The organism is Botrimarina hoheduenensis (genome assembly GCF_007859815.1).
GTDB classification, from domain to species: Bacteria; Planctomycetota; Planctomycetia; order Pirellulales; family Lacipirellulaceae; genus Botrimarina; species Botrimarina hoheduenensis.
Genome location: NZ_SJPH01000002.1, coordinates 155,167 through 178,119, shown reverse-complemented (window position 1 = coordinate 178,119; position 22,953 = coordinate 155,167). Strand labels below are relative to the sequence as shown.

At 63.6% G+C, this 22,953-nt stretch carries 18 protein-coding genes; 3 read left to right on the top strand and 15 right to left on the bottom strand.

The window, feature by feature from the left end; translation table 11 throughout:
* Positions 1 to 13: 13 nt before the first annotated feature.
* The 12 genes from Pla111_RS04560 to sppA form a co-directional block, all read right to left on the bottom strand.
* Complete coding sequence (locus Pla111_RS04560; protein WP_146571855.1) at positions 14 to 1,300, bottom strand: glutamate-5-semialdehyde dehydrogenase; 1,287 nt, start codon at positions 1,298 to 1,300, stop codon at positions 14 to 16.
* A 118-nt stretch (positions 1,301 to 1,418) separates the two neighbouring features.
* Positions 1,419 to 2,246, bottom strand: coding sequence for a dihydropteroate synthase (folP, locus tag Pla111_RS04555; RefSeq protein WP_231930736.1), 828 nt, complete (start codon positions 2,244 to 2,246; stop codon positions 1,419 to 1,421).
* 169 nt (positions 2,247 to 2,415) lie between these two features.
* Positions 2,416 to 2,970, bottom strand: coding sequence for an LPS assembly lipoprotein LptE (gene lptE / locus Pla111_RS04550; RefSeq protein ID WP_146571853.1), 555 nt, complete (start codon positions 2,968 to 2,970; stop codon positions 2,416 to 2,418).
* Positions 2,948 to 4,261: a tetratricopeptide repeat protein gene (locus Pla111_RS04545; RefSeq protein WP_197524752.1), complete on the bottom strand. Its 1,314-nt coding sequence runs from the start codon at positions 4,259 to 4,261 to the stop codon at positions 2,948 to 2,950. The genes lptE and Pla111_RS04545 overlap by 23 nt, the downstream gene beginning before the upstream one ends.
* Positions 4,262 to 4,465: 204 nt before the next feature.
* Entirely contained in the window at positions 4,466 to 5,761 is a 1,296-nt protein-coding gene (locus tag Pla111_RS04540; RefSeq protein ID WP_146571850.1) for a hemolysin family protein, read from the bottom strand.
* A complete protein-coding gene (gene ybeY, locus Pla111_RS04535) occupies positions 5,758 to 6,207 on the bottom strand; it encodes an rRNA maturation RNase YbeY (protein WP_197524751.1) in 450 nt (149 codons plus the stop codon). The genes Pla111_RS04540 and ybeY overlap by 4 nt, the downstream gene beginning before the upstream one ends.
* 49 nt (positions 6,208 to 6,256) lie before the next feature.
* Positions 6,257 to 8,512, bottom strand: coding sequence for an HD family phosphohydrolase (locus Pla111_RS04530; RefSeq protein ID WP_146571846.1), 2,256 nt, complete (start codon positions 8,510 to 8,512; stop codon positions 6,257 to 6,259).
* A gap of 67 nt (positions 8,513 to 8,579) precedes the next feature.
* Positions 8,580 to 9,524 (bottom strand): PhoH family protein, encoded by a 945-nt coding sequence (locus tag Pla111_RS04525; protein WP_146571844.1) that lies wholly within the window; start codon positions 9,522 to 9,524, stop codon positions 8,580 to 8,582.
* Positions 9,525 to 9,768: 244 nt separating this feature from the next.
* The gene (locus Pla111_RS04520) at positions 9,769 to 10,692 is read right to left on the bottom strand and encodes a phosphatidate cytidylyltransferase (RefSeq protein WP_197524750.1); all 924 of its coding nucleotides are present in this window, start codon (positions 10,690 to 10,692) and stop codon (positions 9,769 to 9,771) included.
* A 163-nt stretch (positions 10,693 to 10,855) separates the two neighbouring features.
* Positions 10,856 to 11,635 (bottom strand): isoprenyl transferase, encoded by a 780-nt coding sequence (locus Pla111_RS04515; protein ID WP_146571840.1) that lies wholly within the window; start codon positions 11,633 to 11,635, stop codon positions 10,856 to 10,858.
* 18 nt (positions 11,636 to 11,653) lie between these two features.
* Positions 11,654 to 12,976, bottom strand: coding sequence for an adenylosuccinate synthase (locus tag Pla111_RS04510; protein WP_146571837.1), 1,323 nt, complete (start codon positions 12,974 to 12,976; stop codon positions 11,654 to 11,656).
* 114 nt (positions 12,977 to 13,090) lie between these two features.
* The gene (sppA, locus tag Pla111_RS04505) at positions 13,091 to 15,040 is read right to left on the bottom strand and encodes a signal peptide peptidase SppA (protein ID WP_146571835.1); all 1,950 of its coding nucleotides are present in this window, start codon (positions 15,038 to 15,040) and stop codon (positions 13,091 to 13,093) included.
* A gap of 304 nt (positions 15,041 to 15,344) precedes the next feature.
* Between sppA and Pla111_RS04500 the strand changes: the two genes are divergently transcribed.
* From Pla111_RS04500 to Pla111_RS04490, 3 genes are all read left to right on the top strand, one after another.
* Positions 15,345 to 16,574 (top strand): hypothetical protein, encoded by a 1,230-nt coding sequence (locus Pla111_RS04500; protein WP_146571833.1) that lies wholly within the window; start codon positions 15,345 to 15,347, stop codon positions 16,572 to 16,574.
* 147 nt (positions 16,575 to 16,721) lie between these two features.
* Complete coding sequence (locus tag Pla111_RS04495) at positions 16,722 to 17,345, top strand: non-canonical purine NTP pyrophosphatase (RefSeq protein WP_146571831.1); 624 nt, start codon at positions 16,722 to 16,724, stop codon at positions 17,343 to 17,345.
* A 69-nt stretch (positions 17,346 to 17,414) separates the two neighbouring features.
* Complete coding sequence (locus Pla111_RS04490) at positions 17,415 to 18,710, top strand: amidohydrolase (RefSeq protein WP_146571829.1); 1,296 nt, start codon at positions 17,415 to 17,417, stop codon at positions 18,708 to 18,710.
* Between the two features lie 63 nt (positions 18,711 to 18,773).
* Here the strand turns inward: Pla111_RS04490 and Pla111_RS04485 are convergent, their stop codons facing one another.
* Genes Pla111_RS04485 through Pla111_RS04475 form a run of 3 tightly spaced genes read right to left on the bottom strand, consistent with a single transcriptional unit; the run spans position 18,774 to position 22,841 of the window.
* The gene (locus tag Pla111_RS04485) at positions 18,774 to 20,000 is read right to left on the bottom strand and encodes an ABC transporter permease (protein WP_197524749.1); all 1,227 of its coding nucleotides are present in this window, start codon (positions 19,998 to 20,000) and stop codon (positions 18,774 to 18,776) included.
* Positions 20,001 to 20,058: 58 nt separating this feature from the next.
* On the bottom strand, positions 20,059 to 20,973 hold the full coding sequence (locus Pla111_RS04480) for an ABC transporter permease (RefSeq protein ID WP_231930734.1): 915 nt from the start codon (positions 20,971 to 20,973) through the stop codon (positions 20,059 to 20,061).
* Positions 20,970 to 22,841 (bottom strand): peptide ABC transporter substrate-binding protein, encoded by a 1,872-nt coding sequence (locus Pla111_RS04475; protein ID WP_197524748.1) that lies wholly within the window; start codon positions 22,839 to 22,841, stop codon positions 20,970 to 20,972. The genes Pla111_RS04480 and Pla111_RS04475 overlap by 4 nt, the downstream gene beginning before the upstream one ends.
* Positions 22,842 to 22,953 lie beyond the last annotated feature (112 nt).

Here is a 22,953-nt window from a genome sequence, read left to right as displayed (position 1 = left end):
GGGCGCGAGCGATTTAGCGTATCTGCCCTGTGCCGAGTACGACGTACTTATAAGTGGTTAACTCGTCCACGCCACACGGACCGCGGGCATGAAATTTATCGGTACTGATGCCGATCTCGGCCCCCAGACCAAACTCACCCCCATCGTTGAAACGAGTGCTGGCGTTGATCATCACGGCCGCGCTGTCGATCCGGGCGGCGAAGATGCGGGCCGACTCGATATCTTTCGTGACGATCGCCTCGGTGTGTCCCGAGCTGTATCGATTGATATGCTCGATCGCGGCGTCGAGCGACTCGACAACCACGGCCGAAATAATCGGACCCAAGAATTCGGCACCCAGATCGGTTTCTTGTGCGGCAACGGCACCGGGAACCAGCTCGCACACGCGCTGGTCACCGCGGATCTCGATCCCCTTAGCTTGCAGCGCGGCACCGACACGCGGCAACAACTCGGCGGCCACGTCCGCATGCACCACGAGCGACTCCGCCGCGTTGCACACGCCCAGCCGATGCGTCTTGCTATTGACCGTGATCGCTTCGGCCATGACCGGGTCCGCCGTGGCGTCCAGATAGACGTGGCAGTTGCCATCGAAGTGCTTGATAACGGGCATGGTCGCTTCGGCGGCGACACGCCGGATCAGGCCTTCGCCGCCGCGCGGGATCGCGACATCGATGAGCGTATCCATTTTCAAGAAGTGACCAACCGCCACGCGATCGGTCGTGCTCACCAGCTGCACCGCGTCGGCCGGCAGGCCCGTTTCGGCAGCCGCCCGGCTAAGCAGTTTGACAATCGCGGTGCTGGAGTGGATCGCCTCTTTGCCACCCCGCAAAATGACGGCGTTGCCCGCTTTGACACAGATGGCCGCCGCGTCCGCGGTGACGTTCGGCCGCGATTCGTAAATAAAGAACACCACACCGAGCGGCGCTCGCACCTTGTCGATCCGCAATCCGTTGGGTCGCACGGTCGAATCGATCACGGCACCGATCGGATCCCGCAGCAGCGCGATCTCTTCGAGGGCGGCCGCGATCGCCTCAATCCTTTCGTCGTTGAGTCGTAAACGATCGATCTGGGCATCGCTGAGGCCGTAGTCGGGCGCGGCCGCAAGATCTTTTTCGTTGGCTTCGGCAAGCTCCGCGCCGCTCGTGCGGAGCAACTCCGCGGTGCGACGCAACCAAGCAATTTTCACCGCGCCAGAGACCGTCGCCAATTCTGCCGAGGCCTTTTTTGCCCGCTCCGCGACACGCCGGCAGTAAGCCGCGAGATCGGCATCGGCAGGGGCTTTCGGCAACGCGGCACGCATAACGGAGTTGGGGGGATCAATACGAGGAGCAAGGCGGGTTGACAGGGCATGCCGCAGGGAGGCAAGCACCATAGTATCCCCCGCCAGAAAACCCCGGTCAACGTCGCTGGTGGATTTGCTAGCACGCATCCAGACGGCCCCGCGCTGCGATCTGACGCGCTCGCAGCACCTCGCTCACCGCTAGGACATCGTGTACCCGCAGCACCTGCACGCCGGCATCGGCCAGATGCACTGCCACGCCGGCAGTCGCCGCCGTCCGATCCGCATCTTGATCTCCTAGAATTTGCCCAAGAAACTTCTTCCGCGAGTGCCCCACCAGCAGCTTGCAGCCCAGCGCGTGCAACTCCGCGATGCGAGAAAGAAGCTCCAGATTGTGCTCCAGTGTCTTGCCAAACCCGATCCCCGGATCGAGCCATATCCGCTCGTTGCTAACGCCAGCAGCGACTAGCGCATCGCGTTTGCCGGCCAGGTACGCCATCACCTCAGCAACAACGTTGCTGTAGCGGGGCTCCTCTTGCATCGTCCGCGGGGTTCCCTGCATGTGCATCACGCACACGCGGCAGTCCGAATCCGCGACAACGCGCAGCATCTCCGGGTCGCCGGTCAGACCGGTAACGTCGTTGACAATAGTGGCTCCGGCAGTGATTGCCGCCCGCGCCACGGAAGCCTTGCTGGTGTCGATCGAGATCGGCAGCCTTGTGCTCTCGGCGAGCTGGCGGATTACCGGCAATACGCGGCGAGATTCTTCTTGCGCATCGACCGGCTTGGCCCCCGGGCGGGTGCTCTCTCCGCCGACATCGAGAATCGCGGCACCGTCTGTCTCTAGCTGCAGGGCGTGCTGAACCGCCTGTTCAGCGTCGAGATAAAGCCCGCCGTCTGAGAACGAATCGGGCGTGACGTTGACGATGCCCATCAGATCGGGCAGGCGAGGGATCGGTGCTGCCACGGTCAGAAGATCTCGGCTAAAGAGCAGGAACCGGCTGGACGGTGCAAAACAAGATCGCCCCGGCAGCCGCGCAACCATCGGCTCCTTCGGCGACCTCGCGGAGACGATCCAGACTAGCCGACGATGACCGAGATCGCCAAAGTCATCCGGTCCGCAAAACGCCGACGGTTCACCAGGGCTCTTCCATCGTCGCGACAATCTGTTCGGCCAAGCGGGTAATCGCCAGCTGCTGTTGCGAAACGATCGTCTGCCCCGCTTCGGGGATCAGCGGAGTTGCTTGAGCGATACCCACCACGCCGCCTAGAACGGGGTCCATCGGCAGCGCGGTCGCAACGGGGGCCATCGCCGCCCGCCGACGATTGGTCCAGAGCACCTCCGCACGGAGCTGATTCTCTTGAACACGCGGGTTGTCGAAACCGTCTTCGGCAAGGGTCCGACGTGAGTCGGTCAGCAAACGCACCTCTAGCAGACTATCGGCGTTGGGCGTGGCGACCACCTTGTAAGGCGTCTTGAGCTCGATCTCGCGGACCACCGCCTCGGTTAGACGCTCGCCTAGATCGCGGCGGAAGCTCCGCGATTCGATCATCGGCACATAGACGGTTTGCACATCGGCCGCGTACAGCGTACCGGCACCCGCCCGGTAGCCAACGCACCCGCCCGAGACGGCCAGCGTGCCACCCAACAGCACGATCAGCAGGGCGTTAGCGGGTTGTTGTGTCGCCATCGGTGCCCTGCTCCGCGATGCGCGTCACATCGACGCGAGGATTCATCGGCGCGATGCCGTCGAGCGCCGAGCGCTCTTGGTTTTGGGGGAACATCTCGACGAGCCATTCCATGGGCTCGTCGGGCGCATCGGGCAATCCTTCGAGTTTGGCAAGCTGATCGCGCGCCTTCTCCGCCGCCGGCGAACTCGGATACTGCTTAATGACGTTGTTCAGCACAATCCGGGCGGCACGATGCTGCTTGGTTCCTTCGTAATAAGCGGCCATACGCAGGTCTCGCTCCTCGATCATGGCCTGGATGCGGCCACGTGTCTCGTTGAGCCGGGAGAGCTGTTCTTGGCTGAGGCGGCCACTGAAATTCAGTCGGGTGCGTTCTTCGAGCTTGCGTGCTTCCGTGAGCGGCGTGCCATCGTAGTCGGGGCCCTGGTAGCGCATGAGCTTGGCCTGCAAACCAAGCAGGTGCGCCTCAAACTGATAGTCGCTCCGCGGGTACTCCTGCCGCAGCAACGAGTAGTGATAATCCGCATCGGCGTAGCGTTGCCGCTGGTAGTAGATTCCCGCGGTTGTCATGATCGAGTCGTCGGCGCGGGGACCCGTTGGGTCGTTCATCCGAATCGAGTCGTACAGCTTGATCGAATTGCCAATCGTATCAAAGGTCGGCCGCGTTTTCTCGATCGGGTTGTAGCCGAAAGGCATACGCGAAGGAGAAGCAAAGTGCGTCTTCTCCCAGTACTGCGCGATCGCCCACATGCGTTCGATGGTGATGTCGAGCTTGGGCGTGCTTGGGTGCTCGGTAAGCAGCTTGAGGTAGGTCTCTGAGGCGTCCTGATAGCGGTCGTCCCAGTAGTACGACTCGGCCTGATTGAACAGCGCCAGCGAGGCGATATCTGATCGAGGCCAACGCGCTGCTGCCTTTTCAAATTCTTTCGCGGCGGCGGCGTAACGTTTGTCCTCAAACAGCTTCACACCAGCCGCAAGAAACTTGCGCGCCGCTTGTTGATCGGGCCCCAAACCAACGGCTTCCTTCACCTTCTGTGCGGCGAGCTTCGGATCGACTCCCGGCAGAATCCCTTTGGACTCTTCAGCACGGTGCAGATCAACCGTTATCTCGTCAACGGGCGCATCGATCGATCGGCCGTCTTGGTCGAAGAAACCCGGGACGCCCTCGACTCGGAACCCTTCGCCCGGGACGAACTCGGCCCGTTTTTTATTGGATCGCCACCACTCCGGCGTGCCGGGACCCTCGGCTGCATCCGTGGCAGTTGCGGCGCTGCCTCCTAACCAACGGGGCATTTCCAGCCCCCTGGCATGGGGGGCGCTGAGTGTCGCAAAAGCTAAGAGCAATGCGAACGACGGAGTTGCAACAGGCGCGACCATCCGGCAACGGCATACGAGGGCAAAGCGGGGCAAGAGGCACGCAACGCGTGCTGGCGGCGGACCGTACGAGCCCCCCCCAGCCGGCGTCAAGGCCAGCACCCCGGCGTGCCAGCACCACGCTCAGGACTCGTCACTCGCCTGGGAGTCGAACCGCTCAACCCGCACGCGCTCGATGCGGCGGCGCGTTGCTTGGAGCACCGTGACCCGTACCGCACCGTTCCAGGCAACCTGGTCACCAACCACCGGCACCCGCCCTAGCTCCGTAAATACAAATCCAGCGATGGTGTCAAAGCTAGCGTCTTCAGGGATATCCGTTCCCAGTGCCTCGTTGATCTCGTCGATGTGCGCTCGCCCGATAGCCTCGACGGCGCTATCGCCGATCGATCGGACTTCTTCCTCCACGGCGTCGTCGTACTCATCGACAATTTCGCCAACGATCTCTTCGAGAACATCTTCAATCGTCACGAGGCCCGTGACGCCGCCGTACTCGTCCAGCACCAGCGCAATGTGAGTGCGTTCCTGCTGGAACTGCTCCAACAAGTCGTCTACCGGCTTAGCGGCGGGCACGAAGATCGGTTTGCGCAGTATTTCTCTCAGCGGGCGTCGATCGGCCTCGCTCGAGCGGGCAAGCTCGGGCAACAGGTCCTTGACGTACAAGATGCCCGCGATCTCGTCCCGTGAACCCTCATAGACGGGGATTCTGGTATGTCCGAGTTCGATCACGATCGATAGCAACTCACTCCAGGACAGATCGACAGGCATCATGTGCATATCGGTCCGGGGCGTCATGATCTGCGAAACCTTGGCGTCGCCCAATTCGATGACGCTCTCGATCATCTCGCGGGCGTCTTCTTCGAGCAGCCCGCCCCGATGCCCCTCGGAAACAATCGTGCGGATCTCTTCTTCCAGAACATCTTCAGCATCTTGCGGCTCAGAGTTGCGTCCGGCCAGACGATGCAGAACCGCATCGCTCACCGACACCGTCGCGCGCAGCGGTGTGGAGACCGTATCCAGTGCTCGCCAAAGCGGCCAGGTGTGAAAGACAAACGCGGCCCCGTAGACCCGCGCCACCGTCCAGGGGGCCCCAACACGCACGAGCGCCAACACTAATCCGGCGAGCGCTCCGCTGCCCAGCAGTGTGGCGGCCGGGGGCCGCTGGGCGGGTGTCGTGGCGACGAGCGACACACTGGCCGCCACAAACAGTCCCGCGGCGATCGCGGCGAGCAAGTCGATGCCCAACGCGGTCTGGCCGCGCAGCCTGAGCACCTCGGTAAATCGCTGCGGACGATCGTACCGTTCGCAAACCTCTTGCAGCTCGGTGCGCGAGAACGCCCGCAGGGCGCAGGCTCCCAATGAAGCCAGCGCGGTGAACGCAAGCGAGACGGCGGCGATCCAAGCAAGCGGGTCGTCCATCATGATCGGGCCTCGTCGGCTGAGGGCAGCGCCACACCGAACGCGGCTAACGCACGCGCCTCAGCGGCGCGCATCTCGCTAATCTCGTCGTCGGTCTTGTCGCGATAGCCCACGAGGTGCAGCACACCGTGGATCACGTAGAGCAACAGCTCCGAATCGGCTGACCATCCGTAGTCAACCGCGTTGTCGGCCGCTGTCTCGGCGCTGACGATAACTTCTCCCTCGATCCTCGGCGGAGAGTCGAGGAGCGTAAAACTAAGCACGTCGGTCGGATAGTCGTGCTGCAAGTGACGAACATTCAACGCGTGAATGGTAGGATCATCGACCACCGCCACGCTGAGCTCACCCTGCGTGTAGCCGGCCTCGGTTAGCAGCTGCCGCGCAACCGCCGCGACGCGCTCTTCGTCTACCACAAGCCGTTGCTGCTGATTAGCGATCAGTACGTTCACCAAGGGCGATACGGCAACGAGACCGCGGCGGTTTGCCGCTCTCGGCCGACTACGCGGTCTCCTGTCCGGGGTACTTGACGCGGCCGTGATAGACCGCGGTGAGTGATTTGATAAGGCTCGCGCCGATTAGCCGCAACTCTTCCAGGGTGAGTCCGCACTCGTCGAACTGGCCATCGTCGAGGCGTTTACGGGTGAGCTGCTCTACCAGATTTTCAATCCGCGAGGGGGTTGGCTCGACGAGGGTGCGGCTGGCGCTTTCAACCGCATCGGTCAACATCAGCACGCCGGCCTCTTTTGTTTGCGGTTTGGGGCCGGGGTAGCGGAAAGAGCGTTCATCAACCGCCGAGTCAGACCCCGCCTCGTCGCTCCGCTGCTTGGCTTGTCGATAGAAAAACTCGACGAGGGTTGTGCCGTGGTGCTGAAGAATAAAATCGATGATGCACTCGGGCAACTTGTTCTGCCGCGCGAGGTCGGCCCCGTCCTTCACGTGCGCGATAATGACCAGGGTGCTCATCGCGGGCACGAGCGAATCGTGCTGATTAACGCTTTGGCCCTGATTCTCGATAAAATAACCCGGCTTGAGCATCTTGCCGATATCGTGGAAATAGGCCCCAACACGCACCAAGAGCCCTCGCGCGCCGATCGCTTCAGCCGCCGCTTCGGCGAGCGATGCCACCGTGATCGAGTGGTTGTAGGTTCCCGGTGCGCGGCGGATGAGCTCTTGCAGCAACGGGTGTGTCGGATCGCCTAGTTCGAGCAGGCTCAGGTCGGTTTGAACGCGGAAAGCCTTCTCGATCACCGGCAACACGCAGGTCATCAACGACCCCGCGACGAGGCACCAGAGCCCCACGATCAGTGACATCTGCACCGTCGGCCAGAGGGGCAAACCTTCGAGAATGCCTAGGGCGAGCTTGGTCGCAATCGCTACCAAGCCGGCAGCGAAACCAACAATCAGCAGCGTGCTACGGTGACGCACCGCGTCGAGCAGTACGATCCCACACGCAGCAGGAGCCAGCATCAAGAGGGCCTCGCTCAGGCTCATTCCGACTCCGATCGCTGCGCTGGCCACGACAGCCGCCGTGAGCAGCATGGCCGACTGGTGACGGTAGGCAATCGCCATCGTCATCGCGAACATCAGGATCGGAGCCAACTCGACCGACCACGCTTGGCCGTAGCCGAGCGCAACCCCCGCTAGGGTGAGCAAGACACACCCCCAAAGCAGGCCATACCGGCTCAGCTGAATCAGGGTCTCGCGATCCGCGCGGTACAGTCCCACGGCTCCGATCGCGGTCAACGCCGCATGGATCCAGGCCGCCCCCAGAGCGCGCAGGATACGGTCGGTCCAAGAGCGCTCGACCATCCTTTGCTGATAGCCCAGCTCCAACAGCGCAAGCTCGGCCTCGCCGATCGGCTTGCCCGCGGGGGCCAAGGTCTCACCCGCCTGAAAAGTGCGATACACGGGTTTGACCTGCTCCTCGCGTGCGTCCTGCTGCGCACGAGTAGCGATGCTGTTGCGTTTGAGGGTCGGCATCAGGTCCGGACGAAGCCGGGCCGCGATGTGTTGCGAAAGATCGAGTTCGGGCAGGCGCTGGTTGAGTGTCAACCCCAGGTCGCTGCGGACGTTGTCGATCAGCACCGAGCGGACCGTGGCAACCTGCTCGAAACCCTCGGTGCCGGCGGGCCGGATGAGGATCTCTTCGCTGTTGGCGTCGATCGGCTGCGATTCGAGCAGGCCGCGCTGCTCGAGCGGAGCGAACACCGCTTCGATCGCGGCGTTGAAATCGCTCTGTGCCTTCTCATTGCGAAGGGCCTCGCGAAAGCGTGCAAAGCGCTGGCTTCGCTGCTCTTCGGTTGGTTCTGGCGTGCCCTCGGCACGCGGTGGTTGGTATCGCTGCCAGAGGTCTTGATCGACCGTGTCAAATGACTCGGCAGAGATCAACTGCGTGACCTCGCTCATGAGGGCGGCCTTGAGCTGACGCAACGACATCGGGTCGTTGTCGAAGACCGCCTCAGCAAATCGGCGGGCACGATCGCGTGCCTCGGCGGTAGCGCGCTCGTCTAGCTGCTGGAACTCGACTGTCGCCACGAGATCGCGGGACGGTATCTGGCGAAGGGCAAAGTCGCGGGGCGGGTCCCAGCCACGCGTCATCGCCACGATGCCCGCCACGGCTAACGCCGCCAACCCTAGCCGCAGCAGCACCGTTCCGCGGCGCAGCTCGGCAAGCAGCAGAGAGAATCGACCTCGCGGCAACTCAACCGATGCGACGCGTTGGCTGCGAGTTCGTGTTGGAGAAGCAGAAGACATGATCGGCGGCACAAAAGCAGGCGCTGTGGGGGAGTGACGCCTAGAGGCGACACTCTCGCGTTTAGGCCTAGGTCCGCTTGGCACCCTCCTCGTAAGCGTTGACGATCAGATTCACGAGTCGGTGACGCACAATGTCGGCACGGCCCAGGCGGATGCAGGCCAAGCCCTCGATCCCGTCGAGCCGACCGACAGCGTCTGCCAGACCACTGGGTGTGTTGGGGGGCAGATCGACTTGAGTGGCATCGCCCGTAACAACCACCTTTGAATTGCTGCCCATGCGAGTCAAGAACATCTTCATCTGCGCGACCGTGGTGTTCTGTCCTTCATCCATGATGATGAAGGCGTTGTTCAGCGTGCGGCCCCGCATGTAAGCCAGCGGAGCCACCTCGATGATGTCTTCCGATGTGTAGCGTTTTAGCTGATCGTAATCCATCATCTCGCCCAACGCGTCCAAGAGCGGGCGAAGATACGGATTGATTTTCGCCTGGAGGTCGCCGGGCAGGAAGCCGAGGCTCTCGCCGGCCTCAACCGCGGGACGGACGAGGACAATTTTACGGATCCGGCGCTCCTTGAGCGCCTCGACGGCGGCGGCCACCGCCAGAAACGTTTTTCCGGTGCCCGCGGGCCCCACACAGAATACCAAATCGTGGGTGCGGATCGCTTCGAGGTACTCAGCCTGGCCGTCGGTCCGCGGACGGATCTTGATGCCCGGCTGTTGGACAAGAACTTCGTAGTTCGACAGCGGAGATTTGCCGCCTGTCGTCTCGGCGAGCAACTCAGCGAGGCGTTCGGGGCCGATCGGCCCCTCGCGTCCGACGGTGGACTTGAGCCGCTCGAAGAGCTCCGTGGCTTGTTTAACGGCGGCTTCGTCGCCTGACAGGTGGATCCGGCCATTGCGCGTGGCGATCTTCGCCGTTAGGTCCTGGCGGATCCGTTTCAGGTGCTCATCGCCGACGCCAAAGAGCAAGAGACTCTCTTCGGGTCCGCCAACCGGGATGGTGGCTTCGATCATCAAACGCGGGGGTAACACTCCGAGCGACCGGGGGCGACATCGGCAGCGACCCCCCATGGGATCGCGCGCTCGCGCTCTAATAAATATAGCGGACACCCTGCGCCGCCCGCCACTCTCCCGCTCGGATCAGCCCCCGCACCCCCCATCGGGGGGTGCGGCCAGGGCGGTTGTAGGGGCTCAGAGCGAGCTTTAGAGAGCCCGCGCGTCTTATCCGGTATAGGGCCGTGATTCTCACAGCCGCGCATCAGGGCCCGACGACCCGGGCCAGCCACAGCAGGTATGCCACCGGGGCCGCAAATAGCACCGAATCAAGGATGTCCAGCACCCCGCCGAAACCGGGCATCCAGCTGCTGGAATTCTTCAAACCGGCATCGCGTTTGAGGAGTGAAACCGCCAAATCCCCCGCGACACCGGCACCGCCAACGAGCAGGGCATAAACAAGCGATCCCAGCCAGCTAGATGCAACCTCGGGGCCCGACTCGCCGGTCACCCAGCGCGCGACGGGCCCCAGCATGAACATGGCGGCAACGGTCGCCAGTGCGAGTCCGCCGATGAAACCTTCCCAGGTTTTCCCGGGGCTCAGCACCGGAGCCATCCGTGTCCGACCGAAGAGGCGCCCCGCGACATAAGCCCCAATATCGCTCGATTTGACCACGACAATCATCGACAGCAGAGCGACCATTCCCCAGCGGCCCGCGGTGTCCCAGGGCGCGTCGTTCAGAAGGCGGAGCTGCACAACAAACCCCATCAACCCGCCCGCATAGGCGATGCCGAAGACGGCCAGCGCCAACCGGGCCGTAGCGGAGCCGGGGGAGCGATACCGCAGCATCTCAATCGAGAACGCCGCCAGGCACGACCCGGCAAGCCCGATCGCGACCCAACCGACCCGACCGATCTCAGCGGCCAGTGAACCAGCCGGCGCGAGCATCGGCACACAGCTCATGGCGACGGTCGCGATCGCACCGGGCACAACCACATACCGCGAGGGGGAGGGCAGGTTGGGGTCATGCTCGAACATCCGCACGAGTTCGCCGGCTGCCAAGCACGCCCCGCCCAGCGCAAGCGGCGACATAACCAGCCCCGGTCGCCCGCCATGAAAATCGAACCAAGCCAGCGTCAATACCGCCGTTACGAAGAGCACTCCGAGGATGATTCGCCAGTGCAGCAAGGAACGGCTCAGCGGTCAGGGATTAAAAGAAAAGGGGACGCGCACGGCGGAGCGGGTCGGCAGGTTGGGGCCCGGTGTTAATTTTCAGCGTCGGTCTTCTTTCTCCCACTGATAGTCGCCCGCGGGCCACAAGTCGAGCCACCGCAGCCCGGCGTGCTGAAGGCTAAGGCGGATCGGTGAGCGTGTTGAGCCCGCCAAAACGCCGATCCCGAGCCGCGTAATCCTCGATCGCTGCGTGCAGCGCGTGCTCGTCGAAGTCGGGCCACGGGGTCTCGGTTACCCAGATCTCGGCATAGCTGATCTGCCACAACAGGAAGTTGCTGACACGCAAGTCTCCGGCGGTGCGGATCAGCAGGTCGGGGTCGGCGGTACCGGCGGTGTAGAGGCTCTGGGCAATCGCTTGCTCGTCGATCGCCTCGGGCAGGAGCTGCCCGGCGTGGACACGGCGGGCCAGCTTTTGCATGGCGTCGACCAGCTCTCCGCGCCCGCCGTAGTTGATCGCGAGGTTGAGCAGCAAGCCGTCATTCGCGTGGCTCATCTCAACCGTCCGATCGAGTTCGGCAAGCACGCGGTCGGGGATCCCCTCGCGACGGCCAATCATCTGCACGCGAACGTTGTCCTCCATCATGATGGGCCGCTCGTCGATCAGATACCGCTCGAGCAGCTGCATGAGAAAGTCGAGTTCCGCTGCCGGTCGCTTCCAGTTCTCGCTCGACAAACAGTAGAGCGTCAGCTGGCGAATCGGCTCGAGGCGGGCGCACTCGCGCGTGATCGCGCGGACCACGCGGCCCCCACGGTCATGTCCGTAGACACGTGCAAGCCCCTGGCGCTCGGCCCACCGGCCGTTACCATCCATGATGATGGCGATGTGATGGGGCCACCGCTCGGCGGGCAGCCGGTCGAGGAGCGACGACGGGGCGGGCGGATCGTTGGACGTGGGCATCGCGCGGACCTCGCGTCCCTAGGTCGTCGCGGCAAGGGGAGCCAACTCGCCCAGCAGGATCGTCTGATCGCGGCCCGGGCCGACCGAGACGAGCGAAACGGGCCTTTCGACCAGCTCGCTCACACGCTTCAGGTACGCGAGCGCTGCCGGTGGGAAGTCCTCCATCGAGCGGCAAGCCGTCAGGTCCTCGGACCAGCCCTCGACCGTCTCGTAGATCGGCTTCACACGGCGCAGCTCATCCACGTGACTCGGGAAGGCGTTGGTCCGGTGGCCGTCGATCTCATAAGCCGTGCAGATCTGCAGATCTTTCACTCCGCTGAGCACGTCAAGCAGCATCACCGCAATCGAATCGACGCCTCCTAGACGAGCCGTATAACGGACCGCCACCGCGTCGAGCCAGCCGCAGCGCCGCGGGCGACGGGTCACCGTGCCGTACTCGTTACCCTGGTCGCGCAGTTGCTGACCGTAGGCGTTGTCTTGTTCGGTGGGAAAGGGTCCGCCGCCCACGCGGGTTGAGTACGCCTTTACGACGCCGATCATATGCCCGACGTACTTGCTGGGCACGCCCGAGCCGCTCGCCACGCCGACGCCGCTCGAGTTGCTGCTCGTCACGTAGGGGTAGGTGCCGTGATCCACGTCGAGCAGCGCACCCTGGGCCCCTTCAAACAAGATCCGCTTGCCAGCTTCCGCCGCGGTGAGGAGCAACTCGGTCGTGTCGCACACGTGCGGACGCAGCCGCTCGGCGAACGCCCGGTACTGTTCGTAGATCGCGGCAGCGTCGAGCGGGGGGGGTTCGCTCTCGGCAGGCGACATCGCCCGCAGAACGGGTGTCTTGGCGGCGACGATATGCTCGATGCGCGAGCGCAGGTCGTCGCGATACAGATCGCCGAAACGCACCGCGTGCGACCGAGCGACTTTATCGCGATAGCAGGGCCCGATGCCACGCTGGGTCGTGCCGATGCTCTCGTCCCCTTTTACAGCGCCATCCAGCGCGCGGTCTTCAGCGAAGTGCCACGGCAGGATCACGTGCGCGCGGTCGCTGATCTTGAGGTTTTGCTCCAAGCCCTGCACACCGCGCGAGGCGAGCTCATCGAGTTCCTCGATCGCCTTGGCGGGATTCACCACCACGCCACCGGCGATGACGCTCGTCACCCCTTCGGTCAGCACCCCGCTGGGCAGCAGCGAGAGCTTATAGACCTCTTTGCCGACCACCACGGTGTGGCCGGCGTTGGCCCCCCCCTGATAGCGCACGACAAAGTCATGCTGGGGGGTCAAGATATCGACGATCTTGCCTTTGGCTTCATCGCCCCACTGCAAACCGATAACGCACGTGCCGGGCACGAATGACTCTCACTAAACACGGGCCAGAGGGGCGAAAACCAGCCCGGTAGTGTGAAACGCCCAACGCCGCCCGTCAACCTGGCGAACGGCAAACGGTATGTGCAACCGCCCGAATTACTCGATCCGCAGCTCGAACGGCGCGAGCAAAGCGACCGGTTCGTGGGCAAACACCTGGCGCAACCAACCGGCCCGCTGGACGGCTTCGCCCAGTTCGGGGACCAGCCCGCCGAGGCTCAGGGCCTGCCGAACGCCCAGGCTGACCTCGCGCTCGGCGTCGTTATTGCCGAAGAGCGACTCGAAGAAGTCGGTCGGTTCGGGGTAGGTCTCGATGCGGACCTCGGCGTCGGCGTCGAGCCCCGCACGAAGCTTGGCCTCGCGGACCGCGGCGGCGAGGTCTCCCAAACCGTCGATAAGCCGCAACTCCGCGGCCTGCTTGCCCGTGTAAACGCGGCCTCCGCCCAGCTTGCGGACGCGGGTCTCTTCCATGTGCCGGCCGGCAGCCGCCTTAGCAACGAACTGCGAATAGGTGTCGTCCATCAGCTCAACCAGCGCAGCCCGCTCCGACTCGGAAAACTTCTCCATCGGGCTGAAGATGCCGCTGTTGGCACCGCGGGCGATCAGGTCGCTGGTCACGCCCAGCTTGTCGAGCATGCCGCTGACCGCCATCTTGCCGCCAACCACGCCGATCGAGCCGGTAACCGTCGTCGGCTCGGCGAGCACGTGGTCACAGCCCATCGAGATGTAGTAGCCGCCGCTGGCGGCGACGTCGCCCATGCTGGCGATGACCGGCTTGTCGATCGTCTGGATCTTCTGCCAAATCAGGTCGCTAGCCACGGCCGAGCCGCCTGGGCTGTTCACACGCAACACGATCGCCACGGTCCGTTTGTCGCGGGCCGCCTCGTCGAGCGCTTCGACAACCGTCGTCGAGCCAACCGACTCGCTCTCGCCAAACGGATCGACCTTGCTCTCGCCGGTCATGATCGGGCCCGTGGCGTAGACGATCGCCACCTTCTGCCCACGGGGTCCTCGTTTCTGACTGCCCGAGGCCATGAAGCCCATCAGCTTGAAGAAGCCGGTCGGGCCACTGAAATCGGTATCGACCTTCTGTTTGCCATAATTCTCAACAAACACCACGTTCGCCTTGTCGTGACGCGCGGCGAGCGTCTCGCGGAGTGAATCGGCGTAAGCCAGCCGATCAATCAGTTGCGCGTCTTTCGCTTGCGTGGCGGTCAGCAGGCCACGATCGATCGCCGCGATCACCGCGGCACGGGTCATCGGACGATCCATCGCGATCGTATCGATCATCTGCTCATACAGATCGTCGATCATCGAGGTCAGATTTTCTTTGACCGGCTCGCTCCACTTGCGGCGTGTGTAAGGCTCGGCGGCACCCTTGGCCTCGCCGACGTGGACAAAATCGGCCTTCACGCCGATCTTGGCGAGTAACCCCTTGTAAAAGAGCGGCTCGGCACGGATGCCCGGCATCACCAAGAAGCCTGACTCGGGCATCACGATCTCATCGCAAGCCGAGGCGATCAGATAGGTCGCGCTCGAGCCGACCTCCATCTCCGCGACGACCGGCTTGCCGGCCGCACGGATGCGCCCGATCGCTTGGCGGAGTTCGTTGACCTGTCCGCGACCAAGCGTGGCGTCACGCAACTCAAGCGCAACGCCGTCGATGGTCTTATCTGTCGCGGCGTCGTCCATGCGGACGATCAGCTTGCGCAGCGTGACGCTCAACTCGCTAAACGGGCCCGAGCCGCCGGGCGACTCGGGGAACGCGCCCTTGAGAACGAACTGCGCGTAACGAACCTTCTTGGGGGTTACGGCCGGCTTTGCGTCAGGCTTGGGCGATGAAGCGCTGCTAGCAGCCGCGGACGCTTCCGCTTTTTCGGCTGAGGCGGGCACCTCCGCGTTGGACTCGTCGTCGGCCGTCGCCGAGGGCTCGGCCGTCGCGGACGGGCTGTCAGCGACAGCGGCCCAAGACGGTGCCGCCGAGCAGAGGGTCAGTGCAATCAAAAACGACGCGATCGAAAGAAGCGCTCCGACGGTATTGAGCCGCATGTTTTTATCCTGGGTTAGCTAGTGGCGAGCCTTACCGGCTCGAGCCGGCTGATCGATCGGGCCTGGCGGATTGCTCCCGGGTTGGGTCACCGAGTCCTTCGCCGCAGGACTCAAAACCTTGCTCGGGGGCCGCCCAGTTTATCTAAGCCGTTCCATCCTACCGCATCCAGCGGGTGCCGGAGTGTGATTCTGCCCCGCAGATCCGTCTGGGACCGCCGCCGCCGGTTTGCTACGGTCCCTGCCCATTCGACCCCCAACCCCGCACCAGAAACGGTGTGCGTTAAAGTCCGAGGAGACCCTCGACATGCGGCCAATCGCCCCCACTGCAACCGTCTTTTTCCTGGCGACCCTCACCGTCGCTACAACGGCCCAGGCCTGGAATCCGTTTGCCTCGAAGGCCAGCGAGCCCCCCGCCGAGCCGGTCAGCCTGCAGCTCACCCAGCAGTCGGGGCCGTGGCTGATCGTGGCGACCACGTTTTCTGGCGAAGGGGCCGAGCAGCAAGCCCGCGAATTGTGCGCCGAGCTGCGGCAGACCCTTCAAACGAACGCCTACGTTCATCAGATGACGTTCGACTTCACCAAGGGAGACGAACGAATCGGACGCGGCGTCGACCAGTACGGTCAGCCGGTGAAGATGCGTTACCGGAGCGGCCAAACACGCCGCGAGTGGGCCGTCTTGGTGGGCGATTATCCGGCGGTGGATGACTCATTGGCAGAAGACCACTTGGACACAATCAAGCACCTGGCACCCGAATCGCTCGAAACGCCCAACAACGGCGAGTCAGCGCAGAACTACGCTCAGATCCGGCGGATGCAGCAGCTCGTGCTCCAGCAACGAGGCAAACGTGTCGATGAGGGCCCCATGCGGACCGCGTTCTTGACACGCAATCCCTTGTTGCCCGAGGAGTACTTCGTGCCGCAGGGCGTTGATGAGTTTGTCTCGAAACTCAACAAGGGGATCGACCACAGCCTGCTGGAATCCTCGGGTCGTTATACGGTTAGGGTCGCCACGTTCCGCGGTCGCGGAACGCTGCTGGGGGCGACCAATGCGCGCTCTTCGCGGGCCCAGAAAAAACGCGACAAAGACGATCCGCTCATGGAGGCCGGCTGGAACGCTCACATGCTCTGCCTGGCGATGCGCGAGGCCGGCTGGGAAGCCTACGAGTTCCACGATCGCACCGAGAGCTACGTCTCGGTCGGATCGTTCGATACGGTTATGAACGGTGATCAGCCGATCCCCGAGGTGATGAAGATCGTCCGCACGTTTGGCGCGCAGCACCCGGGCCCCACGACACCACTCGACAACGGTCGCGAGGGGTCCATCAAGAGCCAAAAGGCCGAAGTCGTGCGGGCGCAGTTCAACCAGATGTTTTCGAGCGAGGTGGGGCAGGTCGCCAACGGCCTGAACCCCAAGTACGCGAACATCGATTTCGAGCCGGGCAAACCACCCCGCCCGGTCACGTTCGACGTCCGACCCTTGGTGGTCGAGGCACCGCGCCGCAACCTCAGCAGCCGCCTCGCTTGGCGCCGATGAGCGCTACGACGGGGCCTTTCCAACGCGCTGAAATCCCACCGCCGGCCTGTGCCGGCGGTTTTTTTCTGCGCTCATGCGGCGTAGCCTCTTATTAATGCCTGCCGAGACCGCTCGGGCGGCACTCCCCCCGCCCTCCTTCACTTCGCGATGAGCAAACCTCGGCTCGTGATCGGCTCGCACAACCGCAAGAAGCGCGACGAGCTGCTCGCGCTGCTCGCGCCGCACGGGATTCCCGTCGTGACGCTCGCCGAGGTCGATTCGAACCTGCCCCCCGCCGTGGAAGATGGCCAGACGTTCGAGGAGAACGCCGCGAAGAAAGCGACCCATTACGCCCGCGCGCTGGGTGAATGGGTTATGGCGGACGACAGCGGTCTGTGCGTGGAAGCTTTGCGTGGCGCGCCCGGTGTCGACTCCGCGCTCTACGCCGGACAGCACGGCGACGACGAGGCGAACAATGCCCTGCTGATCGAGAACCTTGCGGGCGTTTCTGCCGAAAAACGTGCGGCGCATTATGTCGCGGTGCTCGTGCTGGCCGATCCGCTCGGTGCCGTTGCGGCGGTCACCCGCGGCGAGTGCCACGGACGAATCGTTGCCCAGCGCCGCGGCAGCAACGGTTTCGGCTACGATCCGCTCTTCGAGGTCCGCGAGTATCACCGAACCTTCGGCCAGTTGGGCCCCGCGGTAAAGCGCGCCCTCAGCCATCGCAGCCGAGCGATGCGGCAGATGCTCTCGCGGGTGATTACCCTGCTGGGAGACGGCTCAGCGGCGTGACACGGTAACGCTAACGCTGGGCCGATCTGGCTCACCATCTCGCACTGCCTTATCCCCCCTCAGTAAGCCATGGCCCGCACGCTGCTTGCTTTCGTCGCCTTGTTCGCACCCGTGATCGGCGCCCAGGCCGAGGAGATGCAAGATTGGCTCGACAAGAATTTGCCGCACCTCGAGGTGTTCTACCAAGAGCTGCATGCCGCGCCCGAGCTCTCCCTGAAAGAGAACGCCACCGCCGTAAAACTGGCTGAAGCCTGGCGTGAGGCGGGCTTCGCCGTTACCCAGGGTGTAGGCGGCACGGGGGTGGTGGGCGTACTAGAAAACGGCTCCGGCCCAACGCTCATGTTGCGCTGCGACATGGATGCGCTGCCGATCGTCGAAGAGACCGGGCTGCCGTTCGCTTCGGACGTCAAGACACAAGACAATCGCGGGGCGACTGTTGGTGTCATGCACGCCTGCGGGCACGACCTCCATATGACGAATCTGCTGGGAGCGATCCGCTATCTTGCCATGTACCAAAACACCTGGCAGGGCAAACTGGTTGTGATCGCCCAGCCCGCCGAAGAGCTCGGCGAGGGTGCCAAGGCAATGCTTGCCGACGGGCTCTTCGCCCGATTTCCTCGGCCCGATTACGCCGTCGCGATCCACGTCGGCAACGACCTGCCCACGGGGGCCGTCCAAGTTCGTCCGGGGTTTGTCGGGGCGAATGTCGACTCGGTCGACATCACGGTCCGCGGTCGCGGCGGACACGGTGCCGCTCCCCAAACCACGATCGATCCGATCGTGATCGCGGCTCGGCTTGTGCTCGATCTGCAAACGATCGTCGCGCGCGAGATCAAGCCGACCGAGCCCGCCGTGGTAACGGTCGGTTCGATCCACGGGGGCTCGAAGCACAACATCATCAGTGACGAGTGCGTGCTCCAGCTCACAGTGCGCAGCTACTCTCCCACGGTACGCGCCCAGCTAAAGGCGGCGATTCTGCGCAAGACGCTCGCCGCGGCCGCTTCGGCAGACGCCCCCGAGCCCCAGATCGACTACAGCGAAGGAACGCCCTCGTTGTTCAACGATCCGCAGCTGACAGAGCGGGTCGCCGGCGTGCTCCGCCAAACGCTGGGCGACGCGAACGTCTCGGAGGGGGAACCTTCCATGGGGGCCGAAGACTTCAGCCGCTACGGCCGCGCCGGCACGCCGATCTGTATGTTCCGGCTGGGAACCATCGCCCCCGCACGGCTTGCCGAGCTGCAGCGGCAGGCGGGCGGCCCCCCGTCGTTGCACTCAGCAAAGTACTACCCCGACGCGCGTGAGTCGCTACGCACCGGGGTGCCATCGCTGGTGGCCATCACGCAAGATCTGCTGCCGACCGAGTAACGCAACTTCGCCCAAGTCGTAAAGCGTTCCGCGCCGCTACCGAGTCCGCGCTTGGGCGAGAGCTTAGCGCCCCTTGAGACGCGGGTCGAACGCGTCGCGAATGGCGTCGCCCAGGAAGTTCAGCGCGAACAGCGTGACGCCGATCGCCAGACTCGGGAACAAGATCAGCCACCAGTAGATCTTGATCGGCGTAATGACCTGGATCCCCTCGTTGGCCAGCAATCCCCACGAGACATCCGGCGGTTCAACGCCCAGACCGAGGAACGACAGAAACGCCTCGAACAAGATCACGCGCGGAATGGTGAGCGTTAGGTACACCACCACAATGCTCAACAGATTCGGCACGATGTGCCGAAAGATGATTGCGGTTTGCGAAACGCCGATCGAACGGGCCGCCTCGATAAACGGCTCGTTTCGCAGGCTAACCACCTGACCCCGCACAACGCGGGCCATCGTCAGCCAGTAGATGGCCCCCACTACAAAGTAGAAGATCGTGATCCGATCGATGCCGTAGCCCGCCAGCGCGTCTTTGACGCGATCTTCGCTGAGGATCGAGATCAAGAAGATCACGAGGAACACGAACGGCACGCTGTAGAGCACATCGACAATGCGCATCATCAGGTTATCGACCGACCCGCCGACGTAGCCGGCGACGGATCCCCAGGTGACGCCGATTGCCAGCGACACGAGCGTCGCAACAACGCCCACGATCAGCGATACCCTGGCCCCCCAAAAGATGCGGCTCAACAGGTCGCGACCGAGCTTGTCGCGTCCGCACACGCTTGCCAGTTGCCATTCGCCAAACAGCGCGTGACGCGTACGCACCATCCAACGCGAGAGGGGACCGAGGTGTGGGTAGCCCACCGAGGCGTAGGCGCGCTGCTCGAGCGCAACAATCGCGGCCTCGGCCTGACGCAGGTTGCGCCGCGACTGGCTCTCCGCCTCGGGCGTGCGCTTGGCGTCGGCCAGCAGCGACTTGAGCTCAGCCTGCCGAACGCCGCGCTTCTCCAAGGCCGCCGGCAACCGCTCGCGGGCGACGGCGTTCACCTGCGGATCGAAATTAAACGTCTTCTCAAAGAGGCGCTCCGCCGTCGGCTCGGCGAACATCTGGGCCGTTAGGTCGCGATCAGGAGGCTGCAGTGGCAAGAGCGGCGTGAGCACCGCCAGACCGACCACCACAACCAGCACGGCGAACGAGATCATCGCCGTCAGATTCTTCGACAGCCGACGGATCGCATCCTGCGTGAGCGACACACCGGCTCGTTTGGCGTTGAGAGGAGGCGTTGTCATACGATCCCTCCCGCGCGAGCGACAACCCATTTTTTGTGATCAAACCGTCGCATACCGCTCAGTCCCATTCCACGCGAGGATCGAGCAGTCCGTAGCTGAGATCAACCAGGAGGTTCATCGTGTAGAGCAGCCCCGTGTAGAGCAGCACGAGGCCCATCGCCATTGGGTAGTCACGATTGATGGCCGATTGCACAAAGTGCCAACCGAGTCCCGGAATGGCGAAGATCTGCTCAACAACCGGCGAGCCCGTCATGATGCCCGCCACGGCGGGACCAAGAAACGACACCACGGGGAGCATCGCCGTTGGCAGGGCGTGCCGCAGGACGACCGACAACGGCCCCAAACCCTTGGCTCGCGCGGTGCGGATGTGGTCTTGCGAGAGCACGTCCAACATGCCGGTCCGGGCGATGCGGGCGACGTAGGCCGCGTAGGGGGCTCCCAAGCAGAAGGCGGGCAGCACGAGCTGTTCGAGCGATCCCCAGCCCGCCGCGGGGAGCCATTCCAGCACAAAAACAAACAGGATGATCGCGAAGCCCGCGACGACAAAGTTCGGCAAAGCGATGCCGATCGTGGCGATCGACATCAACGCCACGTCGGCGAAGGTCCCCCGTGCGACGGCCGAGATAATCCCGGCGGGCAGCCCGATCGCAAAGGCAATCGCCAGCGCCAACAAGCCCAGCGCACCCGAGACCGGCAGCCCCTCGGACACGATCCGATTGACGGGCGTGCGGATCTTGGTGGAAGAGCCAAGGTCGCCCGACGCCACCTGTTTCAATTTGAGCCAGTACTGCTCGTACAGCGGCTTATCGAGATTGAACTCACGGCGAATGTTCGCCTCGATCTCGGGTTCGAGCTGTCGATCGCTGGCGTAGGGGCCACCGGGAACGGCGCGCATCAAGAAGAACGAGAGCGTGAACACCACCCACAGGGTGATGAGCATCCAGACAAGTCGGCGAGCGATGAAACCGATCAACGGGAGACGCCTCCCCGATCGATCCGGATGTAGCGCAGCGGGTGGGTATCCTGTACGTTGTAGAAGAATCCCTTCACGTAGGGTTTCACCAGATAGCGGGTCGCGTAGAAGAAGATCGGGATCAGCGGACCCTCGGTCATCAGGATCTCTTCCGCGCGGGCGAGCATCGCCAAGCGCTGCGCGGGGTCGCCCTCGTACTTGGCGGCGTCGATGATCCGGTCGTACTCTTCGTTGCCCCAGCCGGTCTGGTTATTTTCACCCCCGGTTACGAACATGTCGAGGAACGTGTTGGGGTCCAGGTAGTCGCCGATCCACGCCCGGCGTGAAAGATCGAACTGGAGCTGACGCGTGCTGGAAAGGAAAGTTTGCCACTCCTCGTTCCGAGTCGAGACGTCGATGCCCAACCCCCGTCGCCATTGCTTGCGGACCAACTCGGCGATCGTTTGATGCTGCTCCTCGAAGTTGTAGAGGATCTCGATCTTGGGAAAGCCTTCGCCCCCCGGGTAGCCGGCCTCGGCCAACAGCCGCCGCGCCTCGGCAAGATTCGTGTCGTCACAACGCGGCGGATCGTATCCCGGGATGCCGGGGGGCGTGAAGGAAAAGGCGGGCGTCTCGATCGAGCCGGCGGTTGCGATGATCTCTGTGCGATCGATCGACAGCAGCAACGCCCGCCGGACACGCGCGTCGTTCAGCGGGGGCCGCGTGACGTTCATTGAGTAGAAATAAGTGCCAAACTGCGGCGCTGGGAAAAAATCTTTCCGCGGCGGATCGGCTTTGACAAGCTCACGTGCCGTGATCGGCGAGACCTTGGTGATGTAGTCACACTTGCCGGTCTCGTACAGATTGAACTGCGTGGTAAGCGACTCGACCGCAAGGGCATCGATGGTCTCCACGCGCACGTCATCGGCGTCCCAGTAGTCAGCGAATTTGCGCAGCCGCATCCGATCGCGAATGCGGCGAAACTCAAGCGTGAAAGGGCCGTTCGTCACGATCTTGTCGGGCTCGGTCCAATCAAGCGGGCCGTGTGTTTCGACGCACGCTTGGTTGACCGGCCAGAGCGGATAAAACCCGACCAGCTGGAGCCAGTAGGGGGTCGGAGATTCGAGCACCATCTCGATGGTGTACGGATCGACTGCTCGGAAACCAACTTCGCTAAAGTCGAGGAGCAGCTGCCGACACGAGTCGGCACCGGCGCGCGCAGCGCCCGGCTCGCCAACACGAAACCGGCGAGAGCGACCCTCGCTCTCAACAACGAACGTCCTCAGCTCGACGTACTTGGCGGGGTCCGCCAGATCGGCCTGCGACGCGTCGGCGTCGGTTTCGATCTCGATCAGCTCGCCACGCAGCACCACCCCGCGGGCGTACTCGCGAGCGCCCGGCGTCCTTTCGTGCAGCTCGACTTCTACCGGATCGCCCACCGCCAGGCTGCGGGCGGCCCGGCTGTATCGCTCGCCGTTCTTCAGGTACCAAGCCTGGTAGGCGTACTCCGCCAGCGTTAGCGGATCGAGAAACCGCCGCATGCTGTAGACAAAGTCTTGCGAAGTGATCGGTTCGCCATTGGACCAGACCGCGTTCTTGCGGAGCTTGAACGTATAGGTCAGGCCGTCGTCTGAGAGGGTCCAGCTCTCGGCGATGCCGGGGCGTGGTTCGCGTTTCTCGGGCCCCAGGCGGACGAGTCCCTCGAACAGGGCCTCGATGATCCGTCCTTCAGGCTGCCCCGTGACAATGGCCGGATCAAGCGACTTGATCTCGGTGTCGTTGTTGAAGGTGAACTCGGCGGGGGGGAGCTGGCCCCGCGCAACGACCCACACAATGCCGGCAAAGCAGGCAAGGGCGAGTCCCAACGCAGCGGCGATCCGAGGCGACATGGGCGTCAGCTTAGGCTGAGGCGATCCGGGTCGCCAGGACAGGCCTGTCAGGGGCATCGGCGATTCGGTCGCACAGCTGGACACCGGCGTCCGAATCGCCACGATGAAGCGA

What these genes read in the sequence shown, in the direction of transcription:
- Pla111_RS04530 (WP_146571846.1), bottom strand. Translation starts at nt 8,512, where the DNA reads ATGTCTTCTGCTTCTCCAACACGAACTCGCAGCCAACGCGTCGCATCG.
- Pla111_RS04475 (WP_197524748.1), bottom strand. Translation starts at nt 22,841, where the DNA reads ATGTCGCCTCGGATCGCCGCTGCGTTGGGACTCGCCCTTGCCTGCTTT.
- Pla111_RS04545 (WP_197524752.1), bottom strand. Translation starts at nt 4,261, where the DNA reads ATGCCCCGTTGGTTAGGAGGCAGCGCCGCAACTGCCACGGATGCAGCC.
- Pla111_RS04515 (WP_146571840.1), bottom strand. Translation starts at nt 11,635, where the DNA reads ATGCCCACGTCCAACGATCCGCCCGCCCCGTCGTCGCTCCTCGACCGG.
- Pla111_RS04495 (WP_146571831.1), top strand. Translation starts at nt 16,722, where the DNA reads ATGAGCAAACCTCGGCTCGTGATCGGCTCGCACAACCGCAAGAAGCGC.
- Pla111_RS04540 (WP_146571850.1), bottom strand. Translation starts at nt 5,761, where the DNA reads ATGATGGACGACCCGCTTGCTTGGATCGCCGCCGTCTCGCTTGCGTTC.
- Pla111_RS04500 (WP_146571833.1), top strand. Translation starts at nt 15,345, where the DNA reads ATGCGGCCAATCGCCCCCACTGCAACCGTCTTTTTCCTGGCGACCCTC.
- lptE (WP_146571853.1), bottom strand. Translation starts at nt 2,970, where the DNA reads ATGGCGACACAACAACCCGCTAACGCCCTGCTGATCGTGCTGTTGGGT.
- sppA (WP_146571835.1), bottom strand. Translation starts at nt 15,040, where the DNA reads ATGCGGCTCAATACCGTCGGAGCGCTTCTTTCGATCGCGTCGTTTTTG.
- Pla111_RS04490 (WP_146571829.1), top strand. Translation starts at nt 17,415, where the DNA reads ATGGCCCGCACGCTGCTTGCTTTCGTCGCCTTGTTCGCACCCGTGATC.
- Pla111_RS04485 (WP_197524749.1), bottom strand. Translation starts at nt 20,000, where the DNA reads ATGACAACGCCTCCTCTCAACGCCAAACGAGCCGGTGTGTCGCTCACG.
- Pla111_RS04525 (WP_146571844.1), bottom strand. Translation starts at nt 9,524, where the DNA reads ATGATCGAAGCCACCATCCCGGTTGGCGGACCCGAAGAGAGTCTCTTG.
- Pla111_RS04560 (WP_146571855.1), bottom strand. Translation starts at nt 1,300, where the DNA reads ATGCGTGCCGCGTTGCCGAAAGCCCCTGCCGATGCCGATCTCGCGGCT.